Here is a 15,115-nt window from a genome sequence, read left to right on the forward strand (position 1 = left end):
CTCCTGATAGGGCCTACATTTCTATAATTAAAGTATAGAAACGAAACAAAAATCTAGGTGATATGGGGGTTTTACAATGGAGACAACATATAAAGGTACAGATAAGTTAATTACAGGGATTGTGTTCGGGGTTATTACGTTCTGGCTCTTTGCACAAGCAATGGTCAATGTCGTTCCAGCTGTTCAATCTGATTTAGGGATTTCATATGGAACGTTAAACATTGCCATTAGTTTAACTGCCTTATTCTCAGGTATGTTTATCGTAGCAGCTGGTGGGCTCGCAGATAAAATTGGACGTAAAAAAATTACGTATGTTGGATTAATTTTAAGTGTTATCGGTTCTTTATGTCTTGTGTTAGCACAAGGTTCGGTTTTATTGATCATCGGACGTATCATTCAAGGTATTTCCGCAGCGTGTATTATGCCAGCAACAATTGCTTTAATGAAAGCTTACTTTGACGGAAAAGATAGACAGCGCGCTCTTAGTTACTGGTCAATCGGGTCTTGGGGTGGCTCAGGTGTCTGTTCATTCGCTGGTGGTGCCATCGCAACGTATATGGGATGGAGATGGATCTTTATCTTTTCTATTATTTTTGCTCTTCTTGCAATGTGGTTAATTAAAGATACACCTGAAAGCAAGGTAAAAGGAAATGGTACTTTTAAATTTGATTATAGTGGTTTAGCCATCTTTATCATTACAATGATCGCCTTAAACGTTTTTATTACATTTGGTGCAGATTTAGGTTGGACAAGTCCTATTACGATACTTCTTGCTGTCGTAACGATTGTTGGAGCCATTGTCTTCTTCAATGTTGAAAAAGGAAAATCTATTGCACTTATTGATTTCTCATTATTTAAGAATAAACCATATGCAGGTGCTACTTATTCAAACTTTTTACTAAATGCAATAGCTGGGACACTTGTTGTTGCGAATACGTATGTTCAAGTAGGACGCGGATTCACTGCGTTCCAATCAGGTATGCTATCAATTGGATATTTAATCGTTGTTCTTGCGATGATTCGGGTTGGAGAAAAAATCCTGCAAAAAGTAGGAGCGAAATCACCAATGGTTTGGGGCGCGATTATTACAACAGTTGGTGTAGCGATGATGGGCCTAACCTTCTTACCTGATCTTTCATATACAGTTGTCGTATTTATTGGTTTTGTTTTATTCGGTCTTGGACTTGGAGTATATGCAACACCATCTACAGATACATCTGTTTCAAATGCTCCATCAGATAAAGTGGGGGAGGCTGCAGGGGTTTACAAAATGGCAAGTTCACTAGGAAGTGCGATTGGTGTAGCCATTTCCGCAACGGTGTATAGCTCAGTAGCAGCAGCTGGAAGTGTTGAGCTAGCAGCCTCTGTAGGAATTATCGTAAATGTAATCTTTGGTATCCTGTCTATTCTTTCAATTACATTCATGGTACCAAAAAATGCTGGTAAAACATCAGACGTGTCATTAGAAAAAACAGCATAAACACTAAATAAGAGAAATTAGATAGAAGTCGGATTCAGCTCATTTTTATTATTTGGTACAGAATGGAGTGCCTTTCATTCTGTACCGTCAAAGAAGGAGACAAACATGATGAAAAGTGAATTAATGAGCATGCTAGAATCACGTAAAGAGGAAATCATTAATATCCGTCGTTTTTTACATGAAAATCCTGAGATTTCATTTAAAGAGGAAAAAACAGCTCAATTTATTGCAGATTTTTACAAGGGAAAAGACGTTGAGGTTCAAACGAATGTTGGAAATGGTTATGGGATTGTTGTAACGATTAAAGGTGGAAAGCCAGGAAAAACAATTGGTCTCCGCGCAGATTTTGATGCTCTTCCAATTACAGAAGAAACGGATGTACCCTTTCAATCAAAGAATGAGGGCGTTATGCATGCATGTGGTCATGATGGACATACGGCCTATTTATTAGTTTTAGCAGATTGTTTAATTCAATTAAAGGATTCCATTCCAGGTACTATTAAAATCATTCACCAACATGCAGAAGAGGTTCCGCCAGGTGGAGCGAAAAGTATCGTAGAATCTGGTTTGATTGATGACTTAGACGCGATCTATGGTATTCATTTATTACCAATGGGACCTGCAGGAACAGTCGGATATCATGCTGGGTATTCCTTTAATGGACGTGCCTATATGAAGTTGAAAGTGCAAGGAAGAGGTGGACATGGCTCATCTCCACATCTAGCTAACGATGCAATCGTGGCTGCTGCTCATTTTGTTACAGCTGCACAAACCATTGTTAGTCGGAGATTAAGCCCATTCGACATCGGTGTAATCACAATTGGCTCTTTTGATGGTAAAGGCACCTTCAATGTTATCAAGGATAGTGTTGAGCTTGAAGGTGATATTCGCTATATGACAGTAGAAACAAAAGAAACGATTGAAAAAGAAGTGAAACGGATTGTAAGAGGAATAGAAGAAGAGTTCGGCGTAACCTGTGAACTTACTTATACTCCAGATTATCCGCCTTTATACAACAATCCTGAGCTAACAGCAAAGGTTGCCGAAAGCTTACGAAGCATGGACGATAAGGATATAAAAGAAGTAAAAGAATTTCCGGCAATGTCTCCGTCAGAGGATTTTGCCTATTATGCTGAAAAATTCCCAGCTTGCTTTTTCTACATCGCTTGCACGCCAAAAGGAGTAGAAAACCCATACTTTAATCACCATCCAAAATTTGATATTGATGAGGATGCGCTTCTCGTAGCGGCTAAAGCTGTCGGACAAGTTGTTTGCAGTTATTATGAAATAGATTAATAGAATGAAGAAAAAACCATATGACATTCCTTATTGGAAATGTCATATGGTTTTTTTGTATGAATTTAGAGGGAGAAGGCTAATTTCTTGTTTTGTATTTATTTTAGTAATATAATTAATTCAATATCTTGAAATTAAGATAAATAAATTCGAGATTATTTTGAGCTAATCCGAATAAATAAGGAGAGGTTAAGAAATGAATTTTGAAGGTAAAGTAGTCATTGTTACAGGTGCAGCAGGCGGTATTGGAAAAGAAGTTGTACGTAAGTTAGCAAACGAAAAAGCGAAGGTCGTGTTAGTGGATTTAAATGAAGACGCGATCAAAGCTGTACAAGCTGAGCTTGGTTTAAATGAAGAAAATAGCTTAGTTGTAAAAGCAGATGTGTCGAATGAAGAAAATGTTAAAAATTATGTAGATCAAACTGTTTCAAAGTTTGGCCGCATTGATGGCTTCGTAAATAATGCAGGGGTTGAAGGTCCAGCTAAGCCACTTGAAGAAATAACAGAAAAAGATTTTGATTTCGTATATGGAATTAACGTAAAAGGTGTACTTTTTGGTCTTAAATATGTATTACCAGTCATGAAAGAACAAAAATCAGGTGCAATCGTTAATACGTCATCAGTGGCTGGTTTAATTGGCTCACCGAGCATGATTTTATATAATTCATCTAAACATGCTGTAATGGGTATTAACAAAGTTGCGGCTCTAGAAGCAGCACCATTTAACGTTCGTGTAAACACGGTAAACCCAGGTGTTATTAATACACAAATGATGCGTAAAATTGAAGCAAATGTGGCACCAGGTGCAGCGGAAGCAGCTCAAGCCGCTTATAACGATGCAGTACCAATGAAACGCTATGGTGAACCTGAAGAGGTAGCTAACGTCATTACATTCCTTCTTTCAGACGAAGCTTCTTATGTAAGCTCATCTTCATTTACTGTCGATGGTGCTTTATATAACGTTTAATCCAAAATAGCATAGCAACCAGTGGAAAACGTAAAGTTTTCTCTGGTTGCTTTTTTGAATTGCTCAAATATGTTACCTCAAAAGTGTCAGCACCATTTTCATAACATCTTTCTAGTAAATATGAAGCCCCCAAATTTTACACCCACTTAACAAAATCTACTATATACTGTATATATCCATTAACAATATGAGGAAAAAATTTTTTAGGAGATTTGTGATGAAAGTAGATTGTTTGATCGTTGATGATGAGATGGCTTTAGCCGAAACAACGAGTGAATATTTCAATATGTTTGAAGTCAAAACGACATTTGTAACAAGTGCTGAGGAGTGCGAGCGTTTCATGCTAGACAATGAACCGTCATTGATCCTTCTGGATATCAATCTTGGGGATTCTTCAGGCTTTGATTTATGCAAAAAATTGCGCCAAACAACACAGATTCCGATTTTATTTATCAGTGCCCGTTCTAGCGATGATGATATACTCATTGCGCTAAACATAGGCGGAGACGATTATATTCAGAAGCCATATACACTCAGTATCTTACTCGCAAAAGTAAAAGCAGTACTCAAAAGACTTGGCAATGGTTCTAATAATCAACAAGAAGTTTTTGATTTTGGAAACATACAAATTGACACAAATCTGCAACGTGTCCGCGTAAATGGTGTAGAGATTCAATTAAAAGCGATGGAATATAAGCTTTTATTTTATATGGCAAAAAATAAAAATCGAATTATTACAAAGGATGAATTGTTTCAAAACGTATGGGAAGATTCTTTTGTAGGGGATGGAACCCTCAATGTACATATTCGTCATTTACGAGAAAAAATTGAAAGGAATCCAAAGGACCCGAAATTTATTAAAACGGTATGGGGAACAGGATATGTTCTAGAGGATACCAGCCAATGAGAATTAAATTACTAATTGGCTCGATTTTCGTCATTTTTAGTGTGGGCATTGTCTTCTCCATTATAGTGATTAAGAATAATAAGATTTCAGAAGTGGATCTTGTCGCCATCAATGATGTGGTTAAAACGACTGAAAAAAATTGGGGACAGATTAGTGAAGAAACCTTCTTCAATATCGATCTAAAACAACCATTTTCCATCATTGATAACTCAGAAAGCGTGATATATCAAACACCTGGAAGTGATTTTGTCGATGTATACAATGCTATTAAAAATAGAGATATATTGATAGACCTGGAGAAAAACAACGAGATTGTTGGGAAAATCGTTATTCAAAATAATGAACAAGAAATGGTACACCAACAAAAAAGTGAACTAGTCACACTTTTAAGTTTGATATTCGGACTATTAATGATCGTGCTTATTCTTTATATCTTTTATATTTACAGTACGTTTTTGAAACCATTTCAGCAGCTTCAACAATTCGCAGCGAATGTGGCTAGAGGTCATCTAGATATCCCGTTAAATATGGAGAAGAACAATTACTTTGGTGCGTTCACGGAAAGTTTTGATATCCTGCGAGAAGAACTCGAAGCTGCACGTCAAAGGGAATATGAATCCAACCGTAGTAAGAAAGAGCTTGTAGCTACATTAAGTCATGATATTAAGACGCCAGTCGCTTCAATTAAAGCGGTTAGTGAGTTAATGCTTTTGCAGGCAACCGATGATAAGGTAATGAAACAAGTGAATACTATTTATTCAAAAGCCGAGCAAATTAATTTGCTTATTACAGATATGTTTCATGCCACTTTAGAAGAACTGCAACAATTAAAATTAACAGTAACCGAAGAATCAAGTGAGGTACTAGTTGATATGATTGAAAATGTCAATTATGATCAGCAAATTGTCTATGATCCAATACCACCATGTATTCTTTTAATGGATCGGTTGCGTATGCAGCAAGTACTAGACAATATTATCAGTAATTCATATAAATATGCGGGAACAAAAGTCATGATTAAATCACAAATTAATTATGGGTATCTTGAACTAAATATTCAAGATTTCGGACCGGGAATTAGCGAGGAAGAAGTACCTTTACTTTTTAATAAATATTTTAGAGGCAAAAATATCGAAGGTAAGAATGGTTCTGGACTGGGTCTGTATATTTCAAAATACTTCATGGAAAATATGGATGGCCATATTAGCTGTAACAACCGAAAAGACGGGTTCACAGTCGTATTGAAAATCAAGCTTGCGTAGATTTAAGAATTAGTTAAGAATTGCACAAAGATTTAATAAGAATTCATTTTGTATGATAAGACTGTAATCTTTATTGCGGTCTTTTTTTCTTTGGTTGAAAAATGAATGATATAAAGGGAGATGCCAATCAATCATGACAAAAACAATTATTCGAACGGAGAAGCTGTGTAAAACCTTTTCAAGCGGTGGTATTCAGCAGCATGTTTTAAAGAATTTAGATATCAGTTTAGGAGAAGGGGATTTCACGATTATAATGGGCAGTTCTGGATCGGGAAAGTCTACCCTACTTTATGCAATTAGTGGCATGGATAAGCCGACATTAGGTGAAATTAATTTTGCTGGAAAAAATTTAGCTACATTGAATAATGACCAACTAGCGGTGTTTAGAAGAAATAATTGTGGTTTTGTATTCCAACAAATTTATTTACTCGACAATATGAGTGTACTTGATAATGTACTAGCAAGTGGATTTTTAGTAAATAAGAATAAGCGTGAACTTGTAAAAAGAGTGAAAGAACGATTAATACAAGTAGGAATCACTGAAAATTCTTGGTCCAAATTTCCGAGTCAGCTTTCTGGCGGTGAGGCTCAACGAGTAGGTATTGTGAGAGCAATCATTAATAGCCCGAAAATATTATTTGCAGATGAACCAACTGGTGCATTAAACTCGGCATCTAGCGATCGTGTATTAGATGTATTTACAGATGTGAATCGGAGTGGTCAAAGTATTGTCTTGGTAACTCATGATTTGAAAACAGCATTACGTGGAAATCGAATTCTATATTTACGAGATGGCGTGATTTGCGGTGACTTGCAGCTAGGCGCATATAGTGAAAATGAGAATGTAGAGCGCCATGAAAAGCTGAAGACCTTCCTTGCTGAAATGGGGTGGTAAGGTGAACATTATGAATCTAGCTTTGACGAATATTAAAAAAAGTAAATCTGCCCATATCTCATTATTTATCTTTATTTTGGTCGCTGCCTTACTACTTAATATTGGTCTTATGGTTATCACTCAAATCAATCCGTTTTTTGATCATAAAGTTGAACAATTAAATGATCCACATGTCACGATTATGATGGCCGAAGCAGGTTTTAATCCGGCTTATGAAGAGTTTTTAGCGGGCTATTCTGGAGTAACTGAGACTGAGACAGAAGAGATCGTCATGATGAATATTGCGACCTTTCATTTTGGTAACAGTGAATTAACGAGTACTGTCGCTATTTTTAATGCTGAGAACAATCGCAGTATTGGACCGCTCAAGCTAATTGAAAAGCTAAATACATCAAGTGAAAATGATATTTATCTACCTTATAGTTTTAAAACAAACGGGGGATATGAATTAGGTGATATCTTTACCATTACCTATCAAAATATGGACTACGATTATCGAATTGCTGGATTTTTAGAAACTACAATCATGGGTACAACCAACATCGGGATCATGAAGTTTATGCTACCAGAGTCATCCTATCATACATTAACAGACAATCTAGACGGCCAATCAAAAGGGATGATTATATCTGCAGTAATGAAGGATAAAACTCAATCGTCGAAGGTACTAAGTGACTTCTCAAAGGAATTCCCGCAATCGATTGTAGGAGAATCTACTTCCTATATATGGGGATTAGATATCGAATTGGTGAAAAACGTAAGTACATTGACGATTAACATCATAGCGACCATATTAGTTATTTTTGCTGCAATTATCGTACTTGTATCGTTAATTGTCATCCGCTTCCGTATTTCGAATAGTATTGAAGATGGGATGACAAATATCGGAACCCTGAAAGCAATCGGCTATACAAGTGGACAAATTCTTTCGTCTATTATACTCCAGTTTAGCTCAATTGCTCTTATTGCAAGTACAGTAGGGGTTGCCTTGTCATATGGACTAATGCCTTTTATTGGAGGAATTCTTTCGACTTTATCTGGTTTGGTATGGGTTCAAAGCTTTGATGGCATCATGAATTTAATCAGTATTTTCCTTGTTATGTTAAGTGTAGTAATTGTTACAATACTATCCGCCTTCCGTGTTCGAAAAATTTCACCTGTTGCGGCGCTTCGGGGGGGGATTCAAACTCACAGTTTTAGAAAAAATCACTTCCCTTTGGATAAAGCAAAGGGTGGTCTGCACTTTTTACTTGCAATTAAATCGATGCTAGCAAATGCGAAACAAAATATGATGATTCTTGTCATTATTATTGCATTAACGTTTGCTTCCGTCTTTTCCATGGTCCTTTATTACAACATCGCTTCAGATAAGACTGCATTTGTTAACTTGTTTGGCTCAGAACCTGCGAATGTATTGATTGCAGTTAAGCCAGATATAGATACAAGTGAATTATTGAGAGATATTGAACAAATGAACCATGTAAGGAAAGTGAACATATTCGATTTAATGACAACAAAAATAGATGGTCAAACCGTATATACAAATATTACGGATCGTTATGACCGGTTAGAGAATAATATCGTCTATGAAGGGCGTCAACCAAAATATGAAAATGAAATATCCATTTCCTGGGTTGTATCCGATCAAATAAATAAAGGAATTGGTGATACAGTTGAGGTAGAGTACGGAGCTGAAACAAAAAAATATTTGGTAACGGGTCTAAGTCAATCAATTGGTAATTTAGGACAGGTAGCTGCATTAACAATGGAAGGAATGCAGCAATTACAAACCGATTATCAAGGTACGACCCTTTATGCCTACCTAGATGGAATCTCGAACAAAGACTTTATCAAAAGGGTCGAGGGACAGTATGGGGACAATATAGCAGATACGTTAGATATCGATGAAAACATAGAGACCCAAACAGGTATGTATACGGCTGCAGTGTATGCTGTTATGGTAATGGTTTTGGCAATTACCGTTCTAGTTGTTGTGATGATTTTATACCTGGTTATCAAAACGATGATTATTAAGCGAAAGAAAGAGTTCGGTGTCATGAAAGCAATAGGTTATACCACGATACAACTAATGAATCAAATATCGATTAGCTTTCTCCCTGTGATCCTTACGGGTGTTGCAATCGGTGGTGTACTTGGGTACTTTTTTACGAATCCTATGCTTTCGGTATTGTTATCTAGTGCGGGGGTTAAACGTTTGGATTTTATCGTTCATTTACCAACTATTTTTATGCTGTGTGTGGGAATCCTTATTTTAGCCTACTTGGTCTCCATGCTTGTGTCTCGAAGAATAAAGAAAATTTCTGCATATGGTTTAATAACTGAATAGAATGAATCAAATCAAAGAGCCTGCCCCTGAAATTGTATAGGGGGTAGGTTCTGTTTTACTCTTGTAGATTGACTGCTCAATCATTAATAACACCAAAAAAGAGAAAAATCTTTTAAAAAAAGCTATGGATTGTCAGGTTAAGCACATAATAAAGAAAAAAATAGGAGGTTTGATTTTGAAAAAAATAATTCCAATTTTCGTTCTGTGCTTGTCCTTATGGTATCCAGTTGATACAACTTATGGAGCAGGAGACTCTGAATGTCGTTTGTTTGAGAATCTGTTTGCAGATCACGTAAAGCAGACGGGAAAAATTTGTAAAGTGGAGGTTAGTCGTAAAAACCTGAACGTCTCGGTAGAGGGAGTAAAGGTTTCTCCGGAACTGGCGGGGCTTTCACTTAATGCTGATTTTGAAAGGACTGAAAATGAAACACTCGTTCTGGGAGAGTTTGCATTGCTTCCTCAAGAAGTAAATCCTGTCATTGATTCACTTCGAAAAGGGGGTATACAAGTTTCAGCATTGCATAATCATTGGTTTGAGAAGCCTATGGTCCTTTATCTCCATTTCCAAGGTAAAGGTGACCCCGAAACCCTTGCTCAAACGGTCAAATCCGCTATAGATGTAGTCCAACAAAAATAAGAAAAAGACCTGCCGCCATTAACATTATTGCGTTACATGGGAGCAGGTCTCTATTTTTGTGTTTATATAAACATATTTACAAAAATAGCTGTAATAAAGCTTGCTAACGTTCCGGCAATGATGGCCTTAAAACTCATTGAGGCTATTAGTTTTTTCTTTGATGGTGCTAATGAACCAAGACCAACAATTAACTGTCCAATGGAAGAGAGGTTTGCGAAGTTACATAATGCAACTGTTAAAATTGCAATCGTTTGTGGTTTTAGTTCACCTTGTAATTTGAGTAGGTCCTGATAGGCAATCAGTTCATTGGCTGTAATCTTTGTTCCGATAATGGATGCGGCACGGAAAGCATCTTCAACAGGAATCCCAACAAGTAAAGCGAAAGGATAGAATACATAACCAAATACCGTAGCTAAATCCATTCCGATGATGCCTAAGATGCCATCTGCTAAAGCCAATATACTGATAAACGCAATAAGTAAACCACCAATGCTTGCAGCAAGCTTAACTCCACTCACAGCCCCTTCAGAAATAGCTTCAAAAATATTTGTGTATCCTGCCTGTTCCATTTTAACATCTTCGTTCGTTTCAGATTTTTCTGTTTCGGGTTCCATCATTTTAGACATAACAATAGCAACAAATGGAACGGAGAATACGGAGATCAGTAAATACCTAATATCTATCCCCATTTGAGCATAGGATAAGAGAATCGCGCCACTTGCTGAAGCTGTGCCCCCAACCATAACGGTGAATAATTCTGAACGTGTCAATTTAGCAAGATAAGGCTTGATCAGTAACGGTGATTCTACTACGCCTAACATTGTATTTGCAACTGTATTAAAAGATTCAACACGAGTGGTACCAAATACTTTACCGACAACCCAACCGAGCCCCCGTACGACAATTGGGATGATTCGCAGATAATAGAGAGCGGAGACAAGTGCAGAGATAAAAATGATAACAGATAATACCTGTATCGCGAAAACAAATCCGATGTTCGTTCCTTCTGCAAATAAACCACCAAATAAGAAATTAATGCCTTCTTGGCTATAGTTGAGGACGTGCTGCACGCCTTGGGCAGCATTCGTCAGAACCCAACGACCAAGCTGAACATTAAGCATAAAGTATACAAAAATGCCTTCTAACACTACACCAACTATAATCGTACGCCATTTAATGGCCTTTTTATTTTTACTTAGAAGCCAAGCTATAAATAGTAAACCCACTAGGGATAATAAACCGAATAAAATATCCATGAATAACCTCCTAAAATAGCTTCTACTACGACCTTTATTATCGGTATAAGTATGAATTCTTATGTGTGAATAAAAAAAGTACATCCTCTCAATCTATAAAGAAAGAAGAGAATGCACCTGCGTTCTACTTTCCTTATAGTCCGGCACTTTACGGCTGCCAGGTAGAGACTTATGGACCATATTTCCATAGATATATAAGGGTCGTATGAAGTTGATTTTTGAATTTTAACAGACGTTTTTTAAACAAACAATAGGTCAATAAAAAGTAATAAAATACTGAACTTACTGAATTACATTTTTTCAAACCTATATATCTTCACAACTAAAGGATTGATCTATTTAAAGTAAAAGGAACAAAACCATAAAGTACCAACAAAAAAATAAAGAGAATAAACACATTGACATTTTACCCATAGGGGTATACTATAAGTCGTGTAGTGAATTTCACTGCGAAAAAAATTTAGTTAAAATTATACCTATGTGGGTATTTAGGTGGCTTTATTAATAAGATCAAAGTTCTACCTAGCTCAACTGGGTTGAGTAGAAATAAAATATTAAAATAGATATTGGAGGAATTTAATATGTCAAATAAAGTAGCAATTATTGCAGCAAATGGTGGAATGTTTGATGCTTACAAAGTATTTAATATCGCAACAGCAGCAGCAGCTTCAGATAAAGAAGTTGCGATCTTCTTTACTTTTGAAGGTTTAAATCTCATTCATAAACAAGGAATGCATGCATTGGAAATGCCAGCTGGAAAGGAACATTTTGCTGAAGGTTTTGCAAAAGCGAATGTACCTAATATCCCGGATTTGGTTGAAATGGCACAAGATTTAGGTGTGAAGTTTATTGCATGTCAAATGACAATGGACGTAATGGGGCTTACTAAAGAAGATTTCGTTGATGGTATTGAGGTTGGGGGAGCCGTAACATTCCTAGAATACGCAAAAGATGCGTCTCCAACACTAACTTTCTAAAGACATTAAAATAGAACACTAATATTCAGTGGGGATTTCCCTCACTGTATAAAAATATAAAAAATATACCCCTTGAGGGTAGGCGGATGAAAACATATTGTTTTTAGGAAAGATATAGGTAGCAAATTTATTCCTGGGAGGGATATCTGTGTCAAAACGAGTATTAGTTGTTGGTGGGGTAGCTGGTGGGGCATCAGTTGCTGCAAGGGTAAGAAGATTGGATGAAAGTGCGGAAGTGATCATGTTCGAAAAAGGTCCTCATGTTTCTTTTTCGAATTGTTCTTTACCTTATCACCTAAGTGGGATTGTTGAAGATAGTGAGAAACTTGTTTTAATGTCTCCTGAAGTGTTTAAAAATCGTTACAAGATTGAAGCAAGGGTCCATCAAGAAGTCATTCAAATTAACCGCGGTAATAAAACAATCACTGTTAAAGATGTTTTAACCAATAAAACCTATGATGAAAAATATGATAAATTAGTCCTCTCCCCAGGGGCGACACCTATTCGTCCAAACATAGAGGGGATTAACAATTCTAATGTTTTTACGGTACGTAATGTAGTCGATATTGAGAGAATCAATTCATATATTAAACAAAGCAACATTCAAGATATAGCTGTTATTGGTGGTGGCTTTATCGGAGTTGAAGTTGCGGAAAACCTGAAGTTAGCTGGTTATCAGGTAACTTTAGTTGAGTTTGCTAAGCAAGTCATGGCACCTTTTGATTATGATATGGCACAAATCCTTCATAAAGAAATGGTGGACCGTGGTGTAAACCTTGTTCTAGATGATGGATTAGCCCAAATTGGTGAGGGACATATTACAACAAACTCAGGTAAGAAAATAGATGCGCAGGCTGTCGTATTGGCCATTGGCGTACGATCTGAAACGAGTTTAGCAAAAGAAGCGGGTCTTGAAATTGGTGAAACGGGTGCCATTAAGGTGGACCACAATTATTTAACAAATGACAAGGATGTTTATGCGGTTGGAGATGCCATTGAAGTGTATCATCGATTATTACACAAGCCAACGAGACTAGCATTAGCAGGTCCGGCCCAAAAACAAGCAAGAGCGGTCGCTGACCATATGTATGGAATTCCGAGTAGGAATTTAGGGGTAATTGGATCATCTTCCATCCAACTGTTTGAACTAAATGCAGCGTCTACTGGTCTAAATGCAAGAACAGCTGAGCAAGCTGGAATTCAGCATGATTATGTTTATCTAATGCCAGGAGATAAAGTGGGACTTATGCCAAATAGTAATCCAATGCATTTTAAATTGATCTATGAATACCCAACAGGTCGAATTTTAGGTGCACAGGCAATTGGAAAAGGAAATGTCGACAAACGAATCGATGTCATCGCAACGATGATTACGATGAACGGCACATTAGAAGACTTAAAAGACCTTGAATTAAGCTATTCCCCAATGTTAGGGACAGCTAAAGATGTTGTAAATCATGCGGCATTAGTGGGACTAAACCTACTTCAAGGTAGATATAAAGAAGTGAAAGTATCACAAATTCGAGAATTAGTAGAAAACAATGCGTATATTATTGACGCACGTGAAAAAGGGGAATATAAGGCTGGCCATTTTAAAAATGCGGTAAACATTCCATTAAGTGAATTTAGGAATAGACTTGATGAAATTCCAACAGATCAACCTGTCTATGTTCACTGTCGTTCAGGGCAAAGAAGCTATAATATGGTAATGGCCTTGCAACATTTAGGCTATGACAATGTATACAATATTTCTGGGTCCTATTTAGGTGTTAATCTATATGAATACTTTAATGACCTAGTAACAGGTAGAGATAAAATCGTAACTGAATATAACTTTAAATAAGTAAAGAGGATACTATAAGTGCCTAGTGATGATAAACGTTTTAGGAGGAAGGAACATGAAAAAATATACTGCAAAAGAAGTTGAAGAATTATTAGCAGAGGGAAAAACATTAAATATTATTGATGTTCGTGAAGTAGATGAAGTTGCAGCAGGTAAAATTCCTGGAGCAGTCAATATTCCGCTAAGTTTAATTGAATTTCGCATGCATGAACTTGATAAATCAAAAGAATATGTAATGGTTTGTCGTTCCGGCGGTAGAAGTGGAAGAGCATCTCAATTCCTTGAAAATCAGGGGTTCAAGGTGATCAACTTGGAGGGCGGAATGCTTGCATGGGAAGGATCCGTAGAATAACCCAATTGGTAATATCTTCAAAATGTTGCAGACATTGACACTTAGTAAATGATACCCCTCAGGAGCGGTTCCGCACCGGGGTAAGTCACTGCTAGTAGAAAGCAACAGAAAAAATTGGTAGTAAAGTTGTATTGAATTGTCCTTCATATTATCTTAGTATAATACTTTCGAGATAATTAAATCCAAGATAAATGGAGGAGTTAATATATGAACGTTTTAGTAGTAAAAGCAAATAATCGTCCAGCTTCTGAAGCTGTTTCAAGTAAAATGTATGAAACTTTTATGAATAACATTGAAGGAGTAAATGTAATAACTTACGATGTGTTCGCAGAAGATATGCCTTACCTCGGTCAAGATTTATTCAACGCTTTTGGTAAAATCCAATCAGGCGAAGAAATGACAGACATCGAGAAACGTATTTTAGCGGCAAAGCAAAAAGCAATGGATGCCGTAACAGCAGCAGATGTAGTTGTTTTTGTATTCCCATTATGGAATTTAACAATCCCAGCTAAATTACAAACATTCATCGACTATGTGTACCAAGCGGGTTACTCATTCAAATATGATGAAAATGGTCAATTAGTGCAACTATTGACTGATAAAAAAGCTGTTATTCTAAGTGCGCGTGGTGGTATTTACTCCACACCAGAAACAGCACCAATGGAAATGGCTGCTACTTATATTAAAAATGTAGCTGGCGGTGTATTCGGTATGGAAATCACAGATGAAGTCATTATTGAAGGTCATGCTGCAGCACCAGACCAAGCCGAAAACATTATAGCTGAAGGACTAGAAAAAGTTGAAGCTTTAGCTAAAAAATTATCAGGCGTATTGGTTTAATAGGAACCATGGGGACGGTTCTCCTGGTCCCTTTTTTGGAAAATGAATATGAAGAG

13 protein-coding genes and 1 riboswitch are annotated in these 15,115 nt (G+C 36.7%); of the genes, 12 read left to right on the forward strand and 1 reads right to left on the reverse strand.

Annotated elements, in window-relative coordinates:
- Window positions 1-76: 76 nt before the first annotated feature.
- The 8 genes from DZB84_RS12635 (at window position 77) to DZB84_RS12670 (ending at window position 9,791) form a co-directional block, all read left to right on the forward strand.
- Window positions 77-1,480 (forward strand): MFS transporter, encoded by a 1,404-nt coding sequence (locus DZB84_RS12635; protein WP_116352629.1) that lies wholly within the window; start codon window positions 77-79, stop codon window positions 1,478-1,480.
- A gap of 108 nt (window positions 1,481-1,588) precedes the next feature.
- Window positions 1,589-2,776 (forward strand): amidohydrolase, encoded by a 1,188-nt coding sequence (locus DZB84_RS12640; RefSeq protein WP_116352630.1) that lies wholly within the window; start codon window positions 1,589-1,591, stop codon window positions 2,774-2,776.
- A gap of 196 nt (window positions 2,777-2,972) precedes the next feature.
- Window positions 2,973-3,743 (forward strand): SDR family NAD(P)-dependent oxidoreductase, encoded by a 771-nt coding sequence (locus DZB84_RS12645; protein WP_116352631.1) that lies wholly within the window; start codon window positions 2,973-2,975, stop codon window positions 3,741-3,743.
- 217 nt (window positions 3,744-3,960) lie between these two features.
- Window positions 3,961-4,650, forward strand: coding sequence for a response regulator transcription factor (locus DZB84_RS12650; RefSeq protein WP_116352632.1), 690 nt, complete (start codon window positions 3,961-3,963; stop codon window positions 4,648-4,650).
- Complete coding sequence (locus DZB84_RS12655) at window positions 4,647-5,912, forward strand: HAMP domain-containing sensor histidine kinase (protein ID WP_116352633.1); 1,266 nt, start codon at window positions 4,647-4,649, stop codon at window positions 5,910-5,912. Before DZB84_RS12650 ends, DZB84_RS12655 begins: the two co-directional genes overlap by 4 nt.
- A 133-nt stretch (window positions 5,913-6,045) precedes the next feature.
- On the forward strand, window positions 6,046-6,807 hold the full coding sequence (locus DZB84_RS12660; RefSeq protein WP_116352634.1) for an ABC transporter ATP-binding protein: 762 nt from the start codon (window positions 6,046-6,048) through the stop codon (window positions 6,805-6,807).
- 10 nt (window positions 6,808-6,817) lie between these two features.
- Window positions 6,818-9,154, forward strand: a complete 2,337-nt coding sequence (locus tag DZB84_RS12665) for an ABC transporter permease (RefSeq protein ID WP_223254446.1) — start codon at window positions 6,818-6,820, stop codon at window positions 9,152-9,154.
- Between the two features lie 175 nt (window positions 9,155-9,329).
- Complete coding sequence (locus DZB84_RS12670) at window positions 9,330-9,791, forward strand: DUF1259 domain-containing protein (protein WP_189655237.1); 462 nt, start codon at window positions 9,330-9,332, stop codon at window positions 9,789-9,791.
- Between the two features lie 62 nt (window positions 9,792-9,853).
- Here the strand turns inward: DZB84_RS12670 and DZB84_RS12675 are convergent, their stop codons facing one another.
- Window positions 9,854-11,047 (reverse strand): NupC/NupG family nucleoside CNT transporter, encoded by a 1,194-nt coding sequence (locus DZB84_RS12675; RefSeq protein ID WP_116352636.1) that lies wholly within the window; start codon window positions 11,045-11,047, stop codon window positions 9,854-9,856.
- A gap of 116 nt (window positions 11,048-11,163) precedes the next feature.
- Window positions 11,164-11,265: riboswitch (purine riboswitch) on the reverse strand.
- A 363-nt stretch (window positions 11,266-11,628) separates the two neighbouring features.
- Here DZB84_RS12675 and DZB84_RS12680 point away from each other — a divergent pair.
- From DZB84_RS12680 to DZB84_RS12695, 4 genes are all read left to right on the forward strand, one after another.
- Window positions 11,629-12,024 carry a DsrE/DsrF/DrsH-like family protein gene (locus DZB84_RS12680; RefSeq protein ID WP_116352637.1) on the forward strand — a complete coding sequence of 132 codons (396 nt, stop codon included), beginning with the start codon at window positions 11,629-11,631 and terminating at the stop codon, window positions 12,022-12,024.
- 148 nt (window positions 12,025-12,172) lie between these two features.
- Complete coding sequence (locus DZB84_RS12685; RefSeq protein ID WP_116352638.1) at window positions 12,173-13,867, forward strand: FAD-dependent oxidoreductase; 1,695 nt, start codon at window positions 12,173-12,175, stop codon at window positions 13,865-13,867.
- 55 nt (window positions 13,868-13,922) lie between these two features.
- Window positions 13,923-14,219, forward strand: coding sequence for a rhodanese-like domain-containing protein (locus DZB84_RS12690; RefSeq protein WP_116352639.1), 297 nt, complete (start codon window positions 13,923-13,925; stop codon window positions 14,217-14,219).
- A gap of 207 nt (window positions 14,220-14,426) precedes the next feature.
- Window positions 14,427-15,059, forward strand: coding sequence for an FMN-dependent NADH-azoreductase (locus DZB84_RS12695; RefSeq protein ID WP_116352640.1), 633 nt, complete (start codon window positions 14,427-14,429; stop codon window positions 15,057-15,059).
- Window positions 15,060-15,115: the final 56 nt, after the last annotated feature.

It is taken from the genome of Bacillus sp. HNG (assembly GCF_003400205.1).
In the GTDB taxonomy this organism is placed as follows: domain Bacteria; phylum Bacillota; class Bacilli; order Bacillales; family Bacillaceae_L; genus Ferdinandcohnia.